The following is a 22,234-nucleotide window of genomic DNA, read 5'->3' as shown; positions in this document are numbered from 1 at the left end:
GACATCGACGCTGGGGCCAACCCGCCACCCACGCAGCCTGACCCCAACACCGCCAACCTTCGTGGTCAAGGCACTAGCGCCCGGTTCGGCGCGGGTTCCGCGCCGAAGAAGGACGACTTTTTTGCAGTATGACTGTCAGTCATAAAGATGACTCCCAGTCATACCGCCAAAAAGTAGAACCTCGCCGAGCGCCGAGCGCCGAGCGCCGAGCGCCGAGCGCCGAGCGCCGAGCGCCGAGCGCCGAGCTACTTGGAAAGTGAGCGGCGGGCGGCGGCCAGCACCTCCGGGTCGGTGCAGCCGGCCGCGTACCCGGCGATCCGGCGGCGGATGTCGCGCCCGAGCAGCCACACACCGATCCGCTCGGCGACCGGGCGCAGGAACGCCGGCCGGCAGCGGAAGTTGTACCGCCAGGTGGTGACCGTGGTGCCCGGCTCCGGGCCGGGGGCGAAGCGCCAACCGCCGCCGAACCGCTCGAAGAACCACGGCCCGCGTACCATCTTCATGCCGACGTTCGTCGGCGGCGTGAAGGAGACGTACTCGCTGACCATCGCCAGACCGTGCCGGGAGCGGGTGAACGTGCGCACGCCCCGGCCCGGCCGGGTCGCGCCGTCGACGAAGTGCTGCTCGCTGACGAACGGGTCCCACCGGTAGCGCACCGGGGCGACGGTCTGGGAGACGGCGAACGCCAACTCCGGGGGGATCGGCACCGTGGTGACCGCTTCGACGACCGGCATCAGCGCCTCGGGGTGACAGCGGCCAGCAGCTCCGGCTGCCGGCGGTCCAGTGCGTCCCCGGCCAGGTACGCGCCCAGGAGAGCCGCGCCCACCCCGTACGCCAGGCCGACCGGCAGCGCCAGCCAGAGCCACACGTCGCCGAGCAGCGCGGCGGCCACCACGAGCGGCACGGACGCGATCGTCGACGCGAGCATGGACACGAGCGTGAGCAGCCCTTTCGTGAACCCGGCCCCGCTGTTCATGGCGAACGGGTTGCTGGTCTCCGGAAGCGAGTAGGCGCCGAGCACGGACACGAACCCGTTGATCGCCAGCCCGCACCCGTATGCGGCGGACAACGCGCCCCCCATCAGCCCGAACCAGCCGGGCCGGTCCAGCAGGACGGCCAGCAGGACCGTGACCACCACGAGCATCGGCACCACGTAGATCGAGAACGCCGCCATCCGGGCCCGCAGCTCCACCCGGCCCGGCACGCCCGCCACCACGTTCGCCGCGTACCCGCTGCCGTCGAAGCCGAACTGGTTGGCCAACGTCACCGATGCGAGCACCCCGACGAAGATCACGGAGAGGCTGACCAGCACCGGCGACGAGTCGCCGGTGGTCTGCACGGACGACTCACCACCCCCGACGGAGAATGTCACCCCGCCCAGGTTCACCATCACCGGCACGAACACACCGACCACGGCAATGGTGATCAGGTTCGCCCGCCGCCGGGCGTCCCGCCACCAGTAGCGGCACTCCCGGGCGACGAGCGCGCCGAACCGGTCCCGCCGCGCCCAGCCGACCGCACGCGGGAACAGTTGCGCGACCGGACCGCCGCCCCCGCTGCGCCGGGCACGGGACGGGCCGGCGCTCGCCGCGCCCACCATCGCCGACTCCAGCGACCGGGACCACCACAGCAGGAGTACGCCGAGCGTCGCGGCCGTGATCAGCAGCTTCACCGCCGCCGCGCCGGCCCGGCCCTCGGCCACGTCGACGCCGGCCGTCCAGGGCGCACCGAACGGCGTCCAGCCGACCACCCGGGCCACTCCGGTCATCCGGTCCCAGTCGGTCTGCCGCACCGCGGCGAGCGCCAGCAGCTGCAACGGGCCGAGCAGGGCGGCCAGCACCGCGAGCAGCACGGCCGCCAGGTCGCGTACCCGGCGGGACCGCAGCATGGTGGCGAAGGCGCTTGTCACCGCGCGGGCCCCGGCCACGCACACCAGCAGTCCGCCGACCACGCCGACGGCGCCGACGAGCGCGGCCGGCCACCCGCCGAGCGCGGCGGCGGTCACCACCAGCCCGGCCGACGTGATCGCCGTGGCCAGGAACGGCACGCTGACTCCGGCGGCGGCCAGCAGGCCGGTGACAAGCGTGCGGCGGGTGAGCGGGAGCAGCGCGAACCGGGCCGGGTCGAGCGTCTCGTCCACGCCGAAGAAGACAAGCGGCAGCAGCAGCCAGCCGAGTGTCAGGACGCCGCCACCGAAGGCGGCCACCATCAGCGCGTACCGCGGCTCGTCCGCCAGGCCCGGCACGGCCAGCAGGAAGAAACCGACGGCGGCGAACCAGAGACCGAGCAGCACGCCCAGCACGAACAGCGCGACGCGCCACTTCTGGCCGCGGAAGTTGTTGCCGAGCACCCGCAGCTTGAGCCGGACGAAGTGCCGGGACGACACCCGCCGGGCCGGCCGTTCGGGTGCGGTCACCGGGACAGCCACGACAACTCCTCGCCGGTCGCGGTCCGCCCGCCGACGACCTCGACGAAGGCCTCCTCGAGCGAGCGGTCGCCGCGCACCTCGGTCAGCGTGCCCACCCGCTTGATCCGGCCGTCGGCCAGGATCGCCACGTGCGAGCAGAGCCGCTCGACCACCTCCATCACATGGCTGGAGAAGATCACCGTGCCGCCGCCGGTGACATACCGGTGCAGGATGTCCCGGATCAGCGCCGCCGACACCGGATCGACCGCCTCGAACGGCTCGTCCAGCACCAGCAGGCGCGGGCCGTGCAGCAACGCGCAGGCCAGGCCGATCTTCTTCTTCATCCCCGCCGAGTAGTCGACCACGAGCGTGCGGCCGGCGTCGGCGAGGGCCAGCACGTCGAGCAGCTCCGCCGCCCGCCGGTCCACCACCACCGGGTCCATGCCGCGCAACAGACCGTGGTACGCAAGCAGCTCCGCCCCGGTGAGCCGGTCGAAGAGGCGTACGCCGTCGGGCATCACCCCGAGCAGGCTCTTGGCGCGCACCGGGTCGGCCCACACGTCGTGCCCGAGCACCCGCACCTCACCGGCGTCCGGCCGTAACAGGCCGACGGCCATGGAGAGGGTGGTGGTCTTGCCGGCCCCGTTCGGGCCGAGCAGGCCGTAGAAGGAGCCGGTCGGCACGGCCAGGTCGACGCCGGCGACGGCGACCTTGGTGTCGAAGCGCTTGGCCAGGCCACGAAGGGAGAGCGCCGGGTGCTGGTCGGTCATGGTCCGACCGTATCCGTATCCGGCTACTGGCTGCTCCGGCCCTAGGGCGATCTTCGGGTCCTACCTGAGGAGTACGGACGCCTCGTGGTCGGGTGGTAATGGTCGCGCTCTGGTGACCATGAATGTCCGGTGTAACCATGAGGTCACCTTGCGTCCTGGGGAGGATGTGTGAAGTCCGAACGGCGTTGCTGCGGCCGGGCCGACGAAGAGGGCCAAGTCGACGAGGACGAGGACGGTGGGGGCGGGGGCAGCGCATCCCTGTTCACCGCCGGCCCGACGGATGCGACTTTGGATGCGGCACGAGAGGCCAGGATCGAGCGCACGAGCGGAGCCCCGCAGCATGTGCGGGTCGGCGAGCCGGATCGTGGCGAGACGCTGGCACGACCAGGTTCTGGGTTCTTCCGGCCGGATTCGCGCCCCGTCGTCCTCCACACCGAAGCCGGGTCCCTGCGTGTCTGGCCACGATGGGCGGCGGTTGACCTGACTGTCACGGCGGCATCGCACGTCCAGGTGCGCTTGACGGGCGCGACGCGCTGGTTCCGGGCGGGGATGGTGCATCTGGAACGGTCAACCGGTGTCGTCGGGAGCAGATGCCTGCTTCGCCAGGAGGAGCATTTCCACCTTCATCACCTGGAGGTGTCCTTCGACCTTCTGGGCGAATCTCAGGCGGCGATGGGCAGCCTCCGGAGGGCGATCGCCAAGCCAGGCGCCAGAGGACGCGTGCGCCAGTTCCAGCGTGTGGTGAGCAGGATCTTCGATGCCGAGCAGTCGCCCGACGCGGGCGGCCAGGTGACGATGCGGGTGCGGGAGCCCTGTTCCGTGACGGCTCGGGCCTCGACCTTGGTCCTCGGGGACGGCAAAAAGCTGAATCGCGAAGTGAGGTTCATCAGTGAGTTGACCACCATCGACGCAGCAGTGCTGCTGGCCAGGGACTTCGAACTGGCGGCGGCCTTCATCAGCCGCCTCGCGTCGGGTGAGGGCGCTTCTGCCGAGGAACTGACGAGTCTTTTCGCTGATGCCGCCGGCAGCGTCGGAGATCTGGACTTGATACGGGGGGCCACGGATCTGCGCGACCCAAAAACAAGCGTCTTCCGGGCGCACGGCCGGGAGGTGGTCGACAACGCGGTCGGTGTGTTGATCGGCACCGGCAACCGCCTGGATCGGAGCGTGACGGTACGGCGCCCCGCCGAAGCTCTCCGGCGGTGTCCCGGGCTTGGAGAAGTGAACGAGTTGGCGGCGCAAGTGCGGTTCGTCCGGTGGCGACGCCAACTCGAACGGCGGGAAGCCATGCTGGCGGCGCGCGAGCGGGTGGGGATCAGGGAGCGCTTTCGGCTCGCCGATCGGCAGAAGGCACTGGACGCACGGGAATGGAGGCTGGATGCCGGCGGGCGGGGACTGTACGCGCAGGAGAGGGAACTGGTCAGACGCGAGCAGAAACTGAATGTACGCGAGCAGGAACTGAATGAACGCGCGCGGGCACTGGATGCACGCGAGTTGCGAATCAGCAGTCAGGAGCGCCCACCGGGCGAGGGACGGCGTGGGCCGGAGATCCGGCGCGGCGATCGGCCGAAGGACGCCGGTGACCGGGACTACGGCTATGACCTCGGGTGGTGACGCCGGACGCGGCGGAGGGAGAGGCGACGTGACGAAGTGGCTGCTGCCGCTGACCATGGGAATGATGCTGGTGGGCATCGTGGTGTTCCTGTCGACCCGACAACCGGGTACTGCCAGTCACTATGCCGGAATCGGCAACTTCGTTCTGGGGTTCATCGGGCTTGGTCTGAGCGTGTGGGTGGCCTTGCGACGGAAGGCAGGCGGTGACGAGGCGGAGGAGTCACGCCCGGATCCGGTCTCCGCACCGTCGGCGGCACCAACTGCCGGTACTACGTGGCACGTGGCCGCGTTCGACAGCACAGTGATCAACAACCCCCAAAAAGAGGTCTATCTCGATTCGGAGTACAAGCCGGGGCCTCGTAGACGCGCAGAAACTAGAGACGCAGCGACTCCGGGGTGTGCAGCCGCAGCATGGTGGCGCCGACGTCGCGCGGGAGGCGCCGCCGGCTAGCCACCGAGACCAGCACCATGACCGTGAACGCCAGCGGCACCGTCCACGCGGCCGGCTGGGTGGTGAGCGTCGCCGGCCAGCCGGTCAGCGGCGGGCCCAGCACGGTGAGCAGCACCGCGCCGATCGCCGCGCCACCGCCGACCAGCACCCCGGCGGCGGCACCGAGGTCGGTCAGACCCCGCCACCAGATGCCGAGCACCAGCAACGGGCAGAAGCTCGACGCGGCCACCGCGAACGCCAGACCCACCACCTGTGAGACGTCCAACCCGGACACGTTCAGGGAGAGGACCGCCGGCACGCCACCGGCGATCACCGTGGCGATCCGGAAACCGCGCACCGAGCCGCGCCCCAGCACGTCGGTGGAGATCACCCCGGCCACGCTTGTCAGCAGACCGGACGAGGTGGACAGGAACGCCGCGAATGCCCCGGCGGCGACGAGCGCGGCGAGCAGCCGACCGACCGTGCCGTCGCCCAGGGCCGCGCCGGGCAGCAGCACCACCACCGCGTCGGTCTGCCCGGTGACCAGCAGTTGCGGCGTGTAGATCCGGCCCAGCACGCCGTAGATCGTGGGTAGCAGGTAGAAGACGCCGACCAGCGCCAGCACCACGAGCGTGGTGCGCCGGGCGGCCGCGCCGTCGGGATTGGTGTAGAAGCGCACCAGTACGTGCGGCAACCCCATGGTGCCGAGGAACGTGGCCAGGATCAGCGAGTACGTGGCGAACAGGCTGCGGTCGTCGTCGCCCGCGGTGTCGGGCAGCAGCCAGTCGGTGGTGGTGATCGACGCGCCGGACACCTCGGGGACCGGGTCACCGGCGGCGAAGTCGAGCCGGTCGCCGGGGCGTACCTCCCGGGTGTCGCCGTCGGGCAGGGTGAGCGTCGCGCGGTGCTCCACCACCACGGTGGTCGCGGTGCGGAACGCCGGCCCGTCGGGCGGGGTCACCGCCGGACGGGCGTCGGCCTGCCACTGCAACGCCAGGAAGATCGCGGGTACGGCGAGCGCGGTGAGCTTCAGCCAGTACTGGAACGCCTGCACGAAGGTGATCGCGCGCATCCCGCCCAGCGCCACGTTCGCGGTCACCACCACCGCGACCAGCAGCGCACCGACCGCGTAGGGCGAGCCGGTCAGCGTGGCCAGCGTCAACCCGGCGCCCTGCAACTGCGGCACCAGGTAGAGCCAACCGATGAAGATCACGAAGACGGTGGCGAGTGTGCGCAGCCGACGCGAGCCGAGCCGCACCTCGCAGAAGTCGGGCAGCGTGAACGCGCCGGAGCGGCGCAGCGGGGCGGCCACGAACAGCAGCAGCGCCAGGTAGCCGGCGGCGAAACCGACCGGGTACCAGAGCACGTCCACGCCGTACTTGAGGATCAGCCCGGCCACGCCCAGGAAACTGGCCGCGGACAGGTACTCGCCGCCGATCGCGGCGGCGTTCCAGGTCGGGCTGACCGACCGGGAGGCGACCAGGAAGTCCGAGGTGGTCCGGGCCAGCCGCAGCCCGTAGAAGCCGATGCCGACGGTGACCAGGGTGACCGCGACGATCGCCGGGACCACGTAGCCGTTGGACATCAGCGCTCCGGTCGCTGGACCAGGTCGACGAAGTCCTGCTCGTTGCGTTCGGCCAGCCGCACGTAGGCCCAGCCGACCACGATCAGGAACGGGAACGCGACCACCCCGAGCAGCAGCCACGGCAGGTTGACCCCGAGCACGGTGACCCGCCCGACCGACGGCGCGATGGCGAACAGCCAGGGCAGCCCGCCGAGTCCGATCAGCACCAGCAGGCTGAGCCGCAGCGCGAGGGAGAGTTGGGCGCGCATCAGCCCCTGGATCAGTGTCTCGCCGACCCGGGTCTGTTGGGTCAGCTCGGAGCGGGTGCGGTCGGCCCGGCTGCCCGAGCGGGCGACCTCGGCCAGCACGACGCGGGTCCGCTGCGGCGGGCGCGGGTGCGGGACCGGGGCCGCCGCGACGGGCCGCCCCGGAGGATGCTGTTCCTCGGCTCCGGTCACCCCCGGCAGTCTCGCCCGCTGGGCGGGAATGTCAAGGGCGCGGGGGTGACCACTGTGCACAAGTTGTGGATAACGTCGCGGGGTTGTGGAAAACCCGGTGGACGGCGCGCCCGGACGGTCAGTCCAGGCCGATGCGGACCGGGTGGGCGGTCGCCGAGCCGAGCCAGGTGTGCGGGTTGCCGAACCAGCACCAGCCGAGCTTCGGGGCACCCTGGCTGATCCACAGCGCGGGCACCCGCCGGTCGCCGCACCGGGAACCGACGAGCGAGAAGCAGCGGTTGCTGGCCAGCGCGTCCGGGTGCAGCGTGACGAAGGCCAGACCCTCGTCGATGGTGATCGGCAACCGGTCCCGCGCGGTCATGTCCTCCAGTGCCGCCGACGGTGGCACGTTGCGGTACTCCTCGCCCCGGTCCACGTCGAAGAGCAGGTACGCCGGCCCAGCCGGCACCTCCAGCTCCTTGAGCGGATGGAACGTCGGCAGGTCGGCGGCGGGGAAGTTCCGGTCGAGGACGCCGGGCTTTCGCTTGCCGGTGAGCGTGGTGCGGGTGATCCGCTCTTCGACCGGCACCAGGTGCCACGTGGTGACCAGCAGGAACGGCACCCGCCGGTCGGTGGGGCCGGGCAGCCCGGCCGTGCCGGTGACGGCCGCGTCGCGCAGCGGGGTGAGCAGGGCCCGGAACGTCTCCTCCGGCTGCCCGGCGAGCGCCGGGTAGCCGAGCCGGACGAGGCGGTCGAGTTGGCGGTCGAACTCGGAAGCGGCGTCGAAGTGGTCGTCGGACATGCGGCCCTCCACCCTGTCGTACGGTCTGCCGTACATTGTACGTCGGGCGGCGGAGCGGCCGGTCAACGATTCCAGTCCTGCTTGGCCGCGCGGACCAACTTGTCCTTCAACTCCCTGGTGTGCCGGCGACTCACCGGCAGCTCAGAACCGTCGATCACCACCACGTAACCGGAGTTGACCAGACGCAACTCGGCGATGAGCCGCAACTGCACCAGATAGGAACGGTGGATGCGGACGAACCCGGCGTCCGCCCAACGCTCGGCGAGCGTGGCCAGCGACACCCGGACCAGATGCGAACCCTCCGCGGTGTGCAAACGGGCGTAGTCGCCCTGTGCCTCCACCCACCGCACCGCCGAACGGGGCAGCATCCGGGTGGTCCCGGCCAGCTCGATCGGGATCGTCGGATCCTCCTCCGCCCGCGCCGACGCGGCCGGGTGCGACGGCACCACCCGGGAGCCGATGACCCGACGCAGCGACTCGGCCAACCGCTCCGCGCGGACCGGCTTGCGCACATAGTCCGTGGCACCCAGGTCGAACGCGTCCACCGCGCCGTCGTCGTACGCCGTGACGAACACGATCGCCGGCGGCCGGGCGAACCGGCGCAGCACCCGGGCCAACTCCATGCCGTCGAGCCCGGGCATCCGGATGTCGAGGAACACCACGTCCACGTCGCCGTCCCGGAGCACCCGCAACGCCTCGGTCGCGTCCCCGGCCGTGTGCAGCCGGGCCACCCGAGGGTCGGCGCGCAGGTGGTAGGCCAGCTCGTCGAGCGCCGGCGGCTCGTCGTCCACCGCCAGCACCCGCAGGAACCCCGAGGCGTTCACCGCGCCGACCCGATCCGCCCGCTCACGAGGACACCCGGACACCGGGATGGAACTTCGGCACCCGCATGCTGACCTTCGTACCCGAACCCAGGCCCGTCTCCACGACCAGGCCGAAGCCGTCCCCGAAGACCGACCGCAGCCGTTCGTCGACGTTGGAGAGCCCGACGTGCTGCCCCGGGTCGTCGGCTGGGTCGCTGCCCGCGCCGGACACCTCGGCGATGCCGGCGGTAAGCGTCGTCGGATCCATCCCCACCCCGTCGTCCTCCACCGTGATGTGGCACTCCGCGCCCGCGTCCCGAGCCTCGATGCTCACCATGCCGGTGCCCGGCTTGCGGGACAACCCGTGCCGGACCGCGTTCTCCACGAGCGGCTGGAGGCAGAGGAACGGCAGGATCACCGGCAACACCTCCGGGGCGATCTGCAGACGCACCTGGAGCCGCTCGCCGAAACGCGCCCGCTCGATGGTCAGGTAGCGGTCGATCGACCGCAACTCCTCGGCGAGCGTGGTGAACTCGCCGTGCGCCCGGAACGAGTACCTGGTGAACTCGGCGAACTCCAGGATCAGCTCCCGGGCCCGCTCCGGGTCGGTGCGCACGAACGACCCGATCGCGGTCAACGCGTTGTAGATGAAGTGCGGGCTGATCTGGGCGCGCAACGCGCGCACCTCGGCGCGGGCGAGCCGTTCCCGCGACGAGTCCAGCTCGGCGAGGGCGAGCTGGTCGCCGGCCCAGTGCGCGGTCTCCAACGTGGCCTGCACCAACCCCGGTGCCGGGCGCTCGTCCGCCACCGCCACCAGCGCCCCGACGACCCGGCCGTGCGCGCTCAGCGGCGCCACCACCGCCCCGCGTACCGGGCAGTCCACCAGGTCGCAGTGCAGTTCCGACTCCCGCAGCACGGTGGAGCGCCCACTGTCCACCGCCCGCCGGGCCGCCGCGACCAGTTGGTCGCCGTGGTGTGCGCCCTGCCCGTCGATCGCCAGCAACGTGTCCCGGTCGGTCAGGGCCAGGCCGGCCGCGCCCACCAGGGCCCGCAGATGACGTACGGCCTTCGGCGCGTCCGCCGCGGTCAGCCCGGCGCGCAGCGGCTCGGCGGCCAGCCCGGCGGTGTGCAGCACCTCGTACGTGGCCCGCTGGGTCGCGGTGGCGATACCCCGACGGGCACGCAGCCGCAGCACCGCCCACAGCGCTGCGGCCAACGCGGTGACCAGTGAGACGACGGCGAAGACGGTCGAGAGGTTGCCACCCACGCAGCGATCCTGACCGCTGCCGGCCGGCAGCGCTAGTAGGCGCCCTTGCGGGCCAGCACCACCCCGACGGTCCGCCACAGGATGCTCAGGTCGTACGCCAGCGACCAGTTGTCGACGTAGTAGAGGTCGAGCCGGACCGCCTCGTCCCAGGACAGGTCGGAGCGGCCGGACACCTGCCACAGGCCGGTGATGCCCGGACGCACCAACAGCCGGCGGCGCACGTCGCCGAGGAAGTCGCCGTCGTCGGCGGGCAGCGGACGGGGGCCGACAAGCGACATCTCGCCCCACAGCACGTTGATCAACTGGGGCAGCTCGTCAAGCGACGAGGCCCGCAGGAAGCGGCCCACCGGGAAGACCCGGGGGTCCTGCTTCATCTTGAACAGCATGCCGTCGGTCTCGTTCCGGTCGACCAGGCCGGCCAGCCGCTCCTCGGCGTCCACGTACATGGTGCGGAACTTCCAGACCCGGAACGTGCGCCCCTCGTGGCCCACCCGGGGCTGGCGGAAGAACACCGGCCCGGGGTCGGAGATCCGGATGGCGACCGCGATGGCGGCGAAGAGCGGGACCAGCAGCAGCAGGCCCATCCCGGCGGCGACCCGGTCCATCAGGCTCTTCACCAGCAGCGCCGGCCCGGAGAGCGTCGGCTCCTCGACGTGCAGCAGCGGCAGGCCCTCGATCGGGCGGATGTGCACCCGGGGGCCGGCGATGTCGGTGAGCTGGGGCGCGACCACCAGGTCGACGCCGGAGCCCTCCAACTGCCAGGCCAGCCGGCGCAGCTCACCCGGCTCGGCGCTGGCCGAGCCGCACACCGCGATGGTGTCACCGCCGACCTCACGCACCAGGGCCAGCACGTCCCGGCCCGCGTACACCGGAACCGGGGTCTCCAGGCCGCGCGCGGCGGCGTACCCGTCGGTGAGGTGGATGGCCACCGGCACCAGGCCGACGGACGGGTTCCGGGTGACCGTGGTGTAGACCTCCAGGCACTCCGGAAGCGTGCCGACGAGCACCATCCGGTGCCCGGCGTAGCCGGCCCGGCGGCGCAGCGTGTGCAGGCACGTCCGGGCGATCATGCGAACGAGCAGGATCAGCACCAGAGCGCCGAGCAACGCGAACCCGACGGTCCAGCGGGACAGGGTGGTCTTCGTGGCGAAGGCGAGGAACGAGACGGTGGCGGCCACCGCCACGCCGGAACGGATCACCCGCTTGTACTCGTCCGGTCCGAGGCCCAGGTAGCGCCTGTCGTACGTGCGGTTGCCCCAGAGGATCAGCACCCAGCCGAGCGGCAACAGCAGGAACGCCACCGTGTAGAACCACGCCTGGGGCGCGTCCCGGAAGCCGGAGGCGGCCTGCTCGAAGATCTGCACGGCCAGGAAGCTGGCCAGGGCCGCCGCGCCGAAGTCGGCAAGCAGCAGAAGCGCGATGTAGGGGCGGTGCCAGCGGGAGACCCGACGGCGGGCGCGGGCCCACGCCGACCGGGGTACGCCGTTGTGCGACGGCGGAGTCGGCGGCTGGATCTCAAAGCTGTCGACGTGCCGCACGCTCTTGCTCCGGCCTCTGTCGGTTACCGGGCGCTGGAGGCTTGTCGTCACCTCAACCCATGTCCTCCCGCATGACCCGTACCTCACTCGCCGTGAGGACCCGGGTCGCTCACCGTCCCAGTCTCCCACGCGGGCCCGGTCCGGACCGGCCCCTGGAAAGAAGCCGTGCCGCTGGCGCTCGGTGCGATCTGGCCGGCTCCGAATCAGTTGTGAAGCCGGGGACCGAGCCACTATACCGATGGATGCTGACTCGGGTAGAGGGGCGGACCGGGACCTTCGGCGATCGCCGGTCGATTCCGCTCAGTAATCAGGGCATGTCGTCACTCACCGTACGAGCCGGGACAACCTTCGGTCAGCCAACGGCTTGCCGCCGGTCTGGCAGGTCGGGCAGTACTGGAGGCTCGAATCGGCGAACGAGACCTCCCGCACCGTGTCGCCGCAGACCGGGCAGGGCAGTCCCGCGCGGGCGTGCACCTTCAGCCCCGACCGCTTCTCGCCCTTCAACTCGGCGGCCCGCTGCCCCGACGAACGGCTTACCGCGTCACCGAGCACCGCCCGGGTGGCCACGTGCAGGCCGGCGAGCTGCTCGTCGGTGAGCCGGTCGGTGATCGCGAACGGCGAGAGCCGCGCCGCGTGCAGGATCTCGTCCGAGTACGCGTTGCCCACCCCGGACAGCACCGCCTGGTCGGTCAGCACACCCTTCACCTGGCCGCGTCGGCTGCGCAGCCGCTCGACGAACGTCGGCAGATCGGCCGCCAGGGCGTCCGGACCCAGCTTCGCCACACCGGGCACCTGACCGGGCTCGGAGACCAGGTACGCGGCCAGCTTCTTCTGGGTGCCCGCCTCGGTCAGGTCGAAGCCGGAGCCGTCGTCGAGGCGTACGCGCACCGCGATCGGGCCCTTGCCGGGCCGCAGCGGCGTCGCCGACGGAAACGCCTCCCGGTAGTGCAGCCAGCCCGCGCGGGCCAGGTGGACCACCAGGCGCAGGTCCTCGCCGAACTGGACGTCCAGGAACTTTCCGTGCCGGCCGGCGCCGGTGACCGTGCGGCCGGCGACCGCGCTCGGCGGCGGGTCGTACGTCTTCAGCGCGCTGATCGCGGCGACCTCGAACCGCTCGACGCGGCGACCCACCGCACGCTCGCGAAGGTAACCGGCGAGCGCTTCCACCTCCGGTAGTTCGGGCACGGTCCAACGGTAGCCTTCTTTCCCGTGAGAATCGTGGTGGCACACAACCGGTACCGGGAAGCCCAGCCGTCCGGTGAGAACACCATCGTCGACGCGGAGATCGCCCAACTCGGCGCCGCCGGTGTGCAGGTGCTGCCGTTCCTGCGCAGTTCCGACGAGATCCCCTCGATGTCGAAGGCGGCCAAGGCGCTGCTGCCGATCTCACCGATCTGGGCCCCGAAGGCCCAGCACGACCTCGACCGGCTGCTCACCGAGCACCGGCCGGACGTGCTGCACCTGCACAACCCGTACCCCTTGCTCTCGCCCTGGGTGGTGCGGACCGCGCACAAGCGCGGGGTGCCGGTGGTGCAGACCGTGCACAACTACCGGCAGGTCTGCTCCTCCGGCCTGTACTTCCGCGACGGCGTGATCTGCCAGGACTGCCGGGGCCGGCGGCTGGGCGTGCCGGCGATCGTGCACCGCTGCTACCGCGACTCCCGGGCGCAGAGCGCGCTGATGGCCACCACGCTCGCCGTGCACCGCCCGACCTGGCGGTCGGTGGACCGGTTCGTCGCGCTGACCACGGCCGTGGCGGACCACCTGCGCGACTACGGCATCCCGGAGGAGCGGATCGTGGTCAAGCCCAACGCGGTGCCGGACCCAGGGCCGCCGTCCCCGGTCGGGAACGGCTTCCTGTTCATGGGCCGGCTCAGCCCGGAGAAAGGGCTGGACCTGCTGCTCGCGGCGTGGCGGCGGCACCCGGTGGGCGCGCTCGGCCCGCTGCGCATCGCCGGTGACGGCGAGTTGCGTCCGTTGGCCGAGGCGGCCGCCGCCGAGCGACCCGACGTGCGTTACCTGGGGCAGCTCGACCGCGCCGGGGTACGCGCGGCGCTGGCCGACAGCGCCGTGGTGCTGGCCACCTCCACCTGGCACGACGTGCTGCCCACCGTGATCATCGAGGCGCTGGCGGCCGGTCGCCCGGTGCTCGGCACCGCGCTGGGCGGCATCCCCTACCTGGTGGGCGCGGACGGGCCACGCGAACCGGCCGGTACCGGCCCGGCCGAGCTGGCGACCGCCGTGCCCGGCGACGGCAGGGTGCCGCTGCCGCTCGGCGTGCAGCGCGGCGAGGCCGGCTGGGTGGTGGCGCCGGAGGTCGACGCGCTGGCGGCGGCGCTGCCGCTTGCCGACGCCGAGGCGCGCACGCTGGCCCCGTCGGCCCGTAGCCGCTACGAGCGGACCTTCCACCCCGACGTGATCACCAAGCGCCTGATCGACGTGTACGCCGGCCTCACCGCGCGGTGTTAGGAAGGGGCCCTTTTAGTGCACGAGGCGTTAAGAAGGGGCCCTTCCTTCCCCTCAGCGGAGGGAGGCGCGGGCGGAGAACGCGATGCTGGCGAGCAGGAAACCCCCGTTGACCACGGTGAACGCGACCATCAGCCAGAGCGCCAGCGCCGGCGCGAACGCCAGGACCAGGCCGGCCAGGAAGATCACCGCACCGTAGTCGCGCACCAGCTTGACCAGACGCACCGGGAGCGAGGTCGAGGTGACCATGCTCGCCGCGTTCGGCCCGGACTGCATCACGGAGGTCACCAGGTTGACCATCCAGGTGCCGGCGAACACCGCCACCAACCAGACCGGCGTGGACGGGCGCTGCGCCACCGCGGTCGCGCCGATCGCGGCCACCAGCGCGATCTGGGCGGCCACGTCGCAGAGCACGTCGACCCGGGCCCCGGCCGCGTTGGTCTGACCGGTCACCCGGGCCAGCTGCCCGTCGGCGCAGTCCAGCGCGTACGCGATCTGCCACGCGACCAGGGCGACCAGCCCGACCACCCAGGCCGGGACGTCGCCGTCGGCCACGTCGTCGGCGAGCGCCACCACGGTCACCGAGGCGGCCAGCCCCAACACCAGATTGGCGAGCGTCAGCGCGGTCGGGCGCAACCCGAGCCGCTGGGCGGCCAGCGCGAAGGCCGCCCCGATCCACTGGCTGATCGATTCGCTGAACAGGCCGCCTCCCCGGTTGACCCGGTGGAAGTCGGCGACGGTGGGGCGGGGCTCAGCCAAGGTGGTCGCGGAGGGCACCGGCGTAGTCTGCCAGCCGCTCCCGCGTCTCGGTAGCGGACATCGCGAGGTGTTCGAGGATGGTGTAGCGGTCCGGCCGGGTGGCCGGGGCGAACTGCACCGCCTCGACGAACTGGTCGTCGGTCAGACCCACCTCGGCGGGCAGCCGGGGCAGCCCGTGCCGGGTCAGGCAGGCGGCCATCTCGGCGAACCGGCGCTCGTCGCCGCGCAGGAACGTGCAGAACAGCGCACCGAGCCCGGCCAGCTCGCCGTGCGAGGCGGTGCCGGGGAAGAGCGCGTCGATCGCGTGCATGATCTCGTGGCAGCCGCCGCTGGCCGGACGGCTGGTGCCCTCGATCGCCATCGCCAGGCCACTGGAGATCAGGGCCTCGGCCAGCACGGTCACGAACGCGTCGTCGCTCATGTCACCCGGGTGGTTCAGCACCGCCTCCGCGCCCGCGCGGGCCAGCGAGGCGGCCAGCCCGTCGACGCGCTCGCCGCGTACCCGCCGGGCGAGATCCCAGTCCGCCAGGGCGCTGATGTTGCTGATCACGTCGCCGATGCCGGCCCGGTTGTGCCGCTCCGGCCCGGCCTCCACGAAGTCCAGGTCCACGATCACCGCGATCGGGATGTGCACGCCGTAGGAGCCCTTCAGGCCCTCGGTGATCAGGCTCGCGACGGGGGAGGCGATGCCGTCGTTCGCCAGTGCGGTCGCCACCGTCACCATCGGCAAACCGCGGCGGGTCGCGGCGTACTTGGCCACGTCGATGGTCTTGCCGCCGCCGATGCCCACCACCGCGTCGTACGACCGGCTGCGCAGCTTCGCCCCCAGGTCGTCGGCGGCGTCCAGCGTGCCCCCGGCCACGGTGAACACGTCCGCCGAGCGCAACGACGAGCGGATCAGCTCGGCGATCCGTTCACCCTGCCCCGGCCCGACCACCACGGCGACGTCACCACCGGCCGAGATCCGCCCGTCGGAGAGGATCGCCGCCAGATCGGCCACCGCGCCCCGCCGCACGTCGATGTGCAGCGGGGTGAGGACACTGCGGGCTAGTAGCGGCACGCGATCTCCCGCGCCCGGGCCAGGTCGGCGTGGTTGTCGACCTCCACCCAGGAGACGTCACCGATCGGGGCCGCCCGCACCTCGCCGCCGCGCTCGGCGAACTCCTGGTAGCCGTCCTCGTAGTAGAGGTTCGGGTCACGCCGCCAGGTCGCCTCCAGCGCGTCGGCGAGCGGCACCGCCACCTGCGGCTCGATCAGCGTCGCGCCGATGTACTCGCCGTACGCCTCGCCCGGATCCATCAGCTTGGTGATCCGGGTGAGCTGACCGGCCGCGTCGAAGGTCGTCTTCATCTCCTCCTCGGCCAGCGGCTTGAGCGTGTCGACGGCCAGCAGGATGCCTGGCCCACGCTCGGCCAGCAGCGTCTTCTCCACGCTCACCGGGTGCACGGTGTCGCCGTTGACAAGCAGCACGCCCCGGGAGAAGTACTCGCGGGCCAACCACAGCGAGTACGCGTTGTTCCACTCCTCGGCCTTGTCGTTCTGCACCAGGGTGAGCGTGACGCCGTACTTCTGCTCCAGCGCCGCCTGGCGCTCCCGAACCGCGTCGGCCGCGTAGCCGACCACGATCACCACCTCGTTCAGTCCCACCTCGGCGAGGTTGCGCAGCGCGATGTCGAGGATCGTGGTCTCCCCGTCGACAGGCACCAGGGCCTTGGGCAGGGTGTCGGTGTACGGCCGCAGCCGGCGCCCCGCACCGGCGGCGAGCACCATCCCGATCATGCCGACACGCTCCTCTTCTCGACCGGATTCCACCTGGCGTGGATCCGGATTCCACCTGGCGTGGATCTGAATTCCACCTGGCGAGGATATCGTCGGCGGCCTGCCGCCCGTGGGCAGCCCGTCAGCGCGACCGGATCAGAGGCCGATCGACCGTAGCGCGGCGAAACCGTCCTCGGTGATCCGCCGGATCAGCCCGTCGTTGACGTCACGGTGCTCGTCGAGCAGGGCGACGTCCTGCTCGGCCAGCCAGCGGAACTCGGTGTGCTTGCCGACCTCCAGCCGGGGTCGGCCCAGGTCGCCGTCCACCCGGACCAGGAAGTCGGTCTCCACCCGCGCCAGCCCGTCGTCGGCGGTGTACCGGTATTCGCCGACCAGCCCGAGCACGAGCGACAGCGTCCAGCCGGTCTCCTCGGCGATCTCCCGGCGCAACGCGTCGTCGACGTTCTCGCCCGGCTCCAGGTGGCCGCCGACGATGTCCCAGCAGTTCGGGAAGGTGCGCCGCTGGGGGGATCGACGCTGGATGAAGATGCGGCAGTCGTCGTCGACGATCAGCGCGCCGGCACAGCGGAGGGGATCGGTGGGCACCCCCCGACAGTAGCCATTCGCACGATCACCGGCGATGCCCGTTCTTGTCCCGGTACGCATCGGTGGCCCACCATGTCCGTACTCAGGCCGCCGTCCCACAGGGGTGATGCGTGATGCAGGTACGCGAAGCGATGTCCAGCGAGGTTCTCGTGGTCGGCCCGGAGCACACGCTCCGGCAGGCCGCCCGGATGATGTCGGCCCGCGGTGTCGGGTCGGCGGTGGTGATCGACCCGGACTCCGAAGGGGTCGGGATCATGACCGAGCGTGATGTGCTGAAGGCGATAGGCGCCGGGCTCGACCCGGATGTCGAGCGCACCGGGGCGCACCTGACCTGGGACGTCGTCTACGCCGGCCCGGACTGGACGGTGGAGGAGGCGGCCGCGGCCATGGCCCGGGGTGGATTCCGCCACCTCGTGGTGCTCGACGGCCGGGAGGTCGCCGGGGTGATCTCGGTCCGGGACCTGATGCGGGTCTGGGCGGGGGAGCACGCACCGACCCGGACCTGAGCGCCGATCAGGCCCGGAACGGGCGATGGCCCGGCCGATACCGGCCGGGCCATCGTCACGTGCGTTCGTCGCTTTTCGTTCCGCCCGGTCAGGGGCCGACGAAGACCGCGGTGCCGCGCCAGTCCACGTCGTCGATGCCCGGGCCGCTGCGCACCGTGGCGGAACCGGTCGGCACGCCGTCCGACCACGCCATCGTGGACAGGTTGCCGGTGCTCCGGGAGACGACGTAGAGCGTGTCACCGTCCAGGAACATGCCCCCCGCGTCGGCGAAGACGGTGGTGCCGGTGACGGTGTTGCGCTCGGCGCCGACGGTGCCGGTGTCCGGCGCGAACCCGCGCCAGAACAGCGTGCTCTGGCCCGCCAGCGAGTAGTAGACGCGGCCGCTCTTGTAGAACATCGCTGTCACGTTGGGAAGCTCGGCGGAGAAGTTGCCGGTCATGCCGGCATAGGTGGAGCCCTCCGGCGCCGAGCCGGTGACGACCTTGTCCCACTTCGCGTCGTGGTACGGGTCCAACTTCTTCGGCGTGCCGAAGTCGGTGCCGTCGAACGACCGCTTGTAGAGGTCGCCGCCGACGCCGTAGAACAGGTCACCGCCGACCCAGAACGCGCCCTTGACGCCCGACCAGCGGGTGTTGTCCGGGTTCGGCACCGACATGCCGTTGCCCACCGAGGTCGCGCCGTCGTACGTCCGCTTGGTGATGCTGTCCACGGTGGTGGCCGGCGGTACTGCCGGGAGCCTGACGATTTCGATGCCCTGCACCAGCGGGTTCTCCAGGACCCGACCGAAGTCGATGTCGATGTTGCCGTCGCTGGTGATCGGGAACGCCCGCATGGTGCCCCGGTTGGTGGCGCCGATGGCCGCGATCGGGTCGAAGTTGCTCAACTTGACCACGCCGTCGACGCTCACGTTGAACTTGCGCTTGCCGGCGGTGGCCGTGCCGGCCCAGCGGTTGGCCAGGTAGAGGCGCACCTGTACGGGCGTGCCGGCCGGAACCGGGAAGTCCCACTGCATGTCCGGCGCGGGCGACTCGTCCCACCGCTCCGCGTTGAACAGCGCGACAGGCGTGCCGGCCGGCACGGTCGGGTCGAGCGAGGCGTCGCTGGTGTAGGTGCTCACCGTGTTGCCGGCGTTGTGGTAGGTGCTCGGCGCGGTGGCGCTGTCGCCGGCCCAGGCCGGGCCGCTCGGCGCGGCGAGCTCGGTGCCACCGGCGTTGACCCGGTAGAGCACGTCCGAGGCGTCCGGCGTGGGCGCGGTCTTGACGATCTCGATGCCGTGCACCAGCGGGTTCTGGACCACCCGACCGAAGTCGATGTCGACCACGCCGTCGCTGACCACCGAGATGGACTGCATGGTGCCACGGTCGGTGCCGCCGGCGGCGACCACCGGGTCGAAGTCGTTCAGCTTGAGCACACCGTCGACGCTGACGTCGAACTTGCGGTTGCCCGGCTTGCTCGTGCCGGACCAGCGGTTGCCCGTGTAGATCCGGACGTCGACCCGGGTGCCGGCGGCGACCGGGATGTCCCACTGCATGTCCGGCGCGGTCGCCTCGTCCCACCGCTCCGAGTTGAACAGGGTGGCCGGGGTGCTCGCCGGCACGGTGGCGTCGAACGTCGCGTTCGTGGTGTACGTCGACGCGCTGTTGCCGCTGTTGTGGTACGGGCTCGGCTCGGTGGTGCTGTCGGCGGCCCAGTCCGGCCCACCATCGGTGGCCGGGATGGCCGGTCCGCCGGCGTTGACCCGGTAGAGCACCTCGGTCTGCGCCGCGCGCCCGGCCTGGTAGACGTTGCCGGGCAGGCCCTTGGTGCTGGTCGAGTGCGGGGTCTCGCCGCCGGCGAGCGGGAAGAACGCGAGCCGCTTGCGCTGGTATTCGAAATCGCCGATGTATTCCTGGTCGCTGCCCAGCCAGAGGCCCTCCTGGGTCACCAGCATCTCGGTGACGCCGTAGCCGCGCGGGTGGCGACCCGGGTTCCAGGCCAGCGGCAGGCCGCTGACCGGGTCGAGGGCCGCGATGCTGGCCCGCGGCACCGCGCCGGGTCCGGCCTTGTCCCGGGCGAGCGGGTTGTTCGACCAGCGGAAGTGACCGCCGACGTAGATGGCCTTCTCGCTGATGCCGACGGAGAGGAAGGTGTCGCCGCCGCTGAAGTTCGTCCAGGTCGGCTTCTGGTCACCGCCGGTGGCGTCGGTCTCCCAGCGGGCCGCGGAGTCGCAGAGCGTGCCGGGGTAGGACGCGCCTGTGGTGACCACCACGAAGTACTTGCTGTCCGGGGAGAACTGCACGTCGCGTACCCACGAGTCGAACGCGGCGTACTTGCAGGCGGCGGAGTAGCCGTCGGTGTTCCAGTCGGCGATGGTCGTCGAGTTGGCACCCAGGTTGATCCGCACGATCTGGTCGTGCACGACGCCGTCGGCCTTCTTGAAGTTGCCGATGACCACGAGGTGCTTGCCGTCCGGGGAGACGGTCAGCTTCTCGGTGCCGACCCCGGCGGAGGCGCCGTTGTTGGTCGGGGTCCAGTTGTGGTGCTCGGTCAGCGCCACGGTCAGGTAGTCGTCCACCGCGCCGGTGGTCGGGTTCAGCGAGGCCAGCCCGTTGCGGTTGGTCGTCGCGGTGACCGTGGTGAAGATGCCGCCCACGATCAGGTGGCCGTCGACGAGCGCGATGTCGTTGATCGTGCCGTTGAACGCCGGGCCCTTGAAGCCGTCGACGGGGGTGCCGTCGGCGATGTTCAGCAGCGCGAGCTTGCGGAAGTTCTTGTCGCCGACCTTGTTGAACTTGCCGGCGACGTAGACGGTGCCCGGCGTCGGGCCGGCGACGAGGGCGGTCACGTCGCCGTCCAGCAGCGGCGCGAACGCGTTGTCGATCTTGCCGGTGGCCTTGTCGAAGGCCAGCAGACCGCGGCGGTCGACCGGGGTGGGCGAGGAGCCGCGGTTCTGCGCCTCGGTGAACGAGCCGCCGACGATCACCTTGCTGCCGGCGTCGTGGACGGCCAGCACGTTGCCGTCGTTGATGTTCGGGGTCTTGTCCGAGGGCACCTCACCGACCGTCGTGCTGTGGTCGGGTGCGCTCGCCGCGGCGGGCGCGGCGAGCGCCGGTACCGGCGTGAACAGGGTGGCGATGCCGAGTACGGCAGCACCGAAGGCGGACACCGAGCGGTGTCTCAGGAGCGAGGAAGCCACAGGCTACTCCGGGGGGAAATGTCGGAGGCGCTGCGATCGGAGCCGGTGTCGACATGAGGCGGGGCGCCACTCGACTGATCGCAGACGTGAGAGCAATACTTTCTCGCATCCTGGTGTCGCGCGTCCACCCGGCACCGGCCTTTTTGTCCGAGGAACGACCCGGGTCACACGAAAAGACGAGGAATGATCACCGGGCGGGCACGGAAGGTTGCCCGGCGGAGACGCTGAGATCCGGCATCGGCGGGGCGAAGTAGGGATCGGTGGCCATCTCCCGGAACACCTGTTGGCTCTCCGGGTCCTTGCCGAACGTGCTGTCGTACAGCGGCTTCTGGGTCTGCAGCGCCGCGAAGTAGACCGCGGCCTTGATCTGCGGGTGCTTCTTCAGGTACGGCCCGACCTCGCGCATCCAGTCGGCCCGCTGGCCGGGGCGCCCGTCCTGGGTCAGCCCGTACTCGCCGATCACGATCGGCCTCGGGTGCTTGCGGGCGAACGCCATGAAGTGGTCCATCCGGTTGGTGAAGCTGTTCCACTCCGGGCTCGGGTAGACGTCCGCGCAGAGCCAGTCGACCTGGTCGTCACCCGGGTAGTAGTCGGCGGCCCGGCGCTGCGGCTCGGCGAAGCCGTCAGCGTGCGGACACCACACCCAGGCCGCGTTGGTGACGCCGACCTCGGTGAAGATGGCCCGGACGTGCTTCCAGGCGGCGACGTAGTCCTCCGGCGAGTGCATGCTGGCGGCGAGGTTCGGCCGGTCCATCTCCCACCGGTACCGCAGCAGCACCGGGATCCCGAACTCCTTGACGTCCTTGGCGCGTTCCCGGATGAGCGCGTCGTAGACGCCGCTGACCGTGGACCGGGTGTCGGTGCCCTGCCAGGAGATCATCTGAAGCTTGCCCATGCCCTGGAACGACCGCTCGGTGGCGCCGGGGAACGGCTCGTTCCACTCGTGGAACATGTGCGCGATGGTGAGCCGGCCGCCGGCCGCCCGGTTGAACTCGTCGAACGCGGCGGCCCGCCCGGTGGCGTTGTGGTACTGCGGCTTGACCCAGGCGCCGAGCCAGGCGCCCTCCTCCGGCAGCTCCGGCCCGCGCCCGGTCGTGCGCACCGGAGCGGTCCGCGGCGTCACCGTCGGCGGGGGCGGTGCGACCGAGGTCGCCTCGTCGGGTCGGTCGGCGGCGACGTCGCACGCCACCACCGCCGGTGCCAGGCAGGCCAGGGCAAGCACGGACGCCAGCGCCCGTCGAAACCGTCGTACCACCGCAGCATCCCCTCAGGACGGTCGCCGGCCCACGCCTCGGCCCCACGAACCCACGTCAGCGGAGAGGCGAGCCGGCC

Annotated in this window: 19 protein-coding genes; 3 read left to right on the top strand and 16 right to left on the bottom strand. The window is 71.3% G+C overall.

What is annotated here, in order from left to right:
* Positions 1–245 precede the first annotated feature (245 nt).
* The 3 genes from ACLQ2X_RS25245 to ACLQ2X_RS25235 are packed head-to-tail and all read right to left on the bottom strand — an operon-like array spanning position 246 to position 3,177.
* Positions 246–734, bottom strand: a complete 489-nt coding sequence (locus tag ACLQ2X_RS25245; RefSeq protein ID WP_425683554.1) for an SRPBCC family protein — start codon at positions 732–734, stop codon at positions 246–248.
* The gene (locus ACLQ2X_RS25240; RefSeq protein ID WP_425683553.1) at positions 734–2,428 is read right to left on the bottom strand and encodes an ABC transporter permease; all 1,695 of its coding nucleotides are present in this window, start codon (positions 2,426–2,428) and stop codon (positions 734–736) included. Before ACLQ2X_RS25240 ends, ACLQ2X_RS25245 begins: the two co-directional genes overlap by 1 nt.
* The gene (locus ACLQ2X_RS25235) at positions 2,413–3,177 is read right to left on the bottom strand and encodes an ABC transporter ATP-binding protein (protein ID WP_425683552.1); all 765 of its coding nucleotides are present in this window, start codon (positions 3,175–3,177) and stop codon (positions 2,413–2,415) included. The genes ACLQ2X_RS25240 and ACLQ2X_RS25235 overlap by 16 nt, the downstream gene beginning before the upstream one ends.
* Positions 3,178–3,345: 168 nt before the next feature.
* Here ACLQ2X_RS25235 and ACLQ2X_RS25230 point away from each other — a divergent pair, with 168 nt between their 5' ends.
* Complete coding sequence (locus ACLQ2X_RS25230; RefSeq protein WP_425683551.1) at positions 3,346–4,791, top strand: hypothetical protein; 1,446 nt, start codon at positions 3,346–3,348, stop codon at positions 4,789–4,791.
* A gap of 374 nt (positions 4,792–5,165) precedes the next feature.
* Here the strand turns inward: ACLQ2X_RS25230 and ACLQ2X_RS25225 are convergent, their stop codons facing one another.
* From ACLQ2X_RS25225 to ACLQ2X_RS25195, 7 genes are all read right to left on the bottom strand, one after another.
* Positions 5,166–6,806 (bottom strand): cation acetate symporter, encoded by a 1,641-nt coding sequence (locus ACLQ2X_RS25225; protein WP_425683550.1) that lies wholly within the window; start codon positions 6,804–6,806, stop codon positions 5,166–5,168.
* Positions 6,806–7,153: a hypothetical protein gene (locus ACLQ2X_RS25220; protein ID WP_425683559.1), complete on the bottom strand. Its 348-nt coding sequence runs from the start codon at positions 7,151–7,153 to the stop codon at positions 6,806–6,808. The genes ACLQ2X_RS25225 and ACLQ2X_RS25220 overlap by 1 nt, the downstream gene beginning before the upstream one ends.
* 208 nt (positions 7,154–7,361) lie before the next feature.
* A complete protein-coding gene (locus ACLQ2X_RS25215; protein WP_425683549.1) occupies positions 7,362–8,024 on the bottom strand; it encodes a DUF5701 family protein in 663 nt (220 codons plus the stop codon).
* 62 nt (positions 8,025–8,086) lie between these two features.
* Positions 8,087–8,848, bottom strand: coding sequence for a LytR/AlgR family response regulator transcription factor (locus ACLQ2X_RS25210; RefSeq protein WP_425683548.1), 762 nt, complete (start codon positions 8,846–8,848; stop codon positions 8,087–8,089).
* A 22-nt stretch (positions 8,849–8,870) separates the two neighbouring features.
* Positions 8,871–10,094 (bottom strand): sensor histidine kinase, encoded by a 1,224-nt coding sequence (locus ACLQ2X_RS25205; RefSeq protein ID WP_425683547.1) that lies wholly within the window; start codon positions 10,092–10,094, stop codon positions 8,871–8,873.
* 32 nt (positions 10,095–10,126) lie between these two features.
* Positions 10,127–11,632, bottom strand: coding sequence for a sugar transferase (locus tag ACLQ2X_RS25200; protein ID WP_425683546.1), 1,506 nt, complete (start codon positions 11,630–11,632; stop codon positions 10,127–10,129).
* Between the two features lie 324 nt (positions 11,633–11,956).
* Entirely contained in the window at positions 11,957–12,817 is an 861-nt protein-coding gene (locus tag ACLQ2X_RS25195) for an Fpg/Nei family DNA glycosylase (RefSeq protein WP_425683545.1), read from the bottom strand.
* Between the two features lie 24 nt (positions 12,818–12,841).
* Here ACLQ2X_RS25195 and ACLQ2X_RS25190 point away from each other — a divergent pair, with 24 nt between their 5' ends.
* Entirely contained in the window at positions 12,842–14,101 is a 1,260-nt protein-coding gene (locus ACLQ2X_RS25190; protein WP_425683544.1) for a glycosyltransferase, read from the top strand.
* Positions 14,102–14,152: 51 nt separating this feature from the next.
* On the opposite strand, the gene ACLQ2X_RS25185 is transcribed toward ACLQ2X_RS25190, so the two are convergent.
* The 4 genes from ACLQ2X_RS25185 to ACLQ2X_RS25170 form a co-directional block, all read right to left on the bottom strand.
* Entirely contained in the window at positions 14,153–14,875 is a 723-nt protein-coding gene (locus ACLQ2X_RS25185) for a CDP-alcohol phosphatidyltransferase family protein (RefSeq protein WP_425683543.1), read from the bottom strand.
* Positions 14,850–15,917 (bottom strand): iron-containing alcohol dehydrogenase family protein, encoded by a 1,068-nt coding sequence (locus tag ACLQ2X_RS25180; protein WP_425683542.1) that lies wholly within the window; start codon positions 15,915–15,917, stop codon positions 14,850–14,852. The genes ACLQ2X_RS25185 and ACLQ2X_RS25180 overlap by 26 nt, the downstream gene beginning before the upstream one ends.
* Positions 15,905–16,636, bottom strand: a complete 732-nt coding sequence (locus ACLQ2X_RS25175) for a sugar phosphate nucleotidyltransferase (RefSeq protein WP_425683541.1) — start codon at positions 16,634–16,636, stop codon at positions 15,905–15,907. Before ACLQ2X_RS25175 ends, ACLQ2X_RS25180 begins: the two co-directional genes overlap by 13 nt.
* A gap of 135 nt (positions 16,637–16,771) precedes the next feature.
* On the bottom strand, positions 16,772–17,221 hold the full coding sequence (locus tag ACLQ2X_RS25170; RefSeq protein WP_425683540.1) for an NUDIX domain-containing protein: 450 nt from the start codon (positions 17,219–17,221) through the stop codon (positions 16,772–16,774).
* Positions 17,222–17,334: 113 nt separating this feature from the next.
* Between ACLQ2X_RS25170 and ACLQ2X_RS25165 the strand changes: the two genes are divergently transcribed.
* Positions 17,335–17,727, top strand: coding sequence for a CBS domain-containing protein (locus ACLQ2X_RS25165; protein WP_013289279.1), 393 nt, complete (start codon positions 17,335–17,337; stop codon positions 17,725–17,727).
* Positions 17,728–17,815: 88 nt separating this feature from the next.
* On the opposite strand, the gene ACLQ2X_RS25160 is transcribed toward ACLQ2X_RS25165, so the two are convergent.
* Together ACLQ2X_RS25160 and ACLQ2X_RS25155 are read right to left on the bottom strand one after the other, a co-directional pair.
* Entirely contained in the window at positions 17,816–20,902 is a 3,087-nt protein-coding gene (locus ACLQ2X_RS25160; RefSeq protein WP_425683539.1) for a malectin domain-containing carbohydrate-binding protein, read from the bottom strand.
* 187 nt (positions 20,903–21,089) lie between these two features.
* Positions 21,090–22,157 (bottom strand): glycoside hydrolase family 26 protein, encoded by a 1,068-nt coding sequence (locus ACLQ2X_RS25155; protein WP_425683538.1) that lies wholly within the window; start codon positions 22,155–22,157, stop codon positions 21,090–21,092.
* Positions 22,158–22,234: the final 77 nt, after the last annotated feature.

Origin of the sequence: Micromonospora sp. DT31 (assembly GCF_049841795.1) — a bacterium.
Classification (GTDB): Bacteria; Actinomycetota; Actinomycetes; order Mycobacteriales; family Micromonosporaceae; genus Micromonospora.
Note: the sequence above shows the minus strand (reverse complement) of the source record. Positions and strands in the feature narration are given on the sequence as shown.

What these genes read in the sequence shown, in the direction of transcription:
- ACLQ2X_RS25215 (WP_425683549.1), bottom strand. Translation starts at nt 8,024, where the DNA reads ATGTCCGACGACCACTTCGACGCCGCTTCCGAGTTCGACCGCCAACTC.
- ACLQ2X_RS25245 (WP_425683554.1), bottom strand. Translation starts at nt 734, where the DNA reads ATGCCGGTCGTCGAAGCGGTCACCACGGTGCCGATCCCCCCGGAGTTG.
- ACLQ2X_RS25165 (WP_013289279.1), top strand. Translation starts at nt 17,335, where the DNA reads ATGCAGGTACGCGAAGCGATGTCCAGCGAGGTTCTCGTGGTCGGCCCG.
- ACLQ2X_RS25235 (WP_425683552.1), bottom strand. Translation starts at nt 3,177, where the DNA reads ATGACCGACCAGCACCCGGCGCTCTCCCTTCGTGGCCTGGCCAAGCGC.
- ACLQ2X_RS25175 (WP_425683541.1), bottom strand. Translation starts at nt 16,636, where the DNA reads ATGATCGGGATGGTGCTCGCCGCCGGTGCGGGGCGCCGGCTGCGGCCG.
- ACLQ2X_RS25225 (WP_425683550.1), bottom strand. Translation starts at nt 6,806, where the DNA reads ATGTCCAACGGCTACGTGGTCCCGGCGATCGTCGCGGTCACCCTGGTC.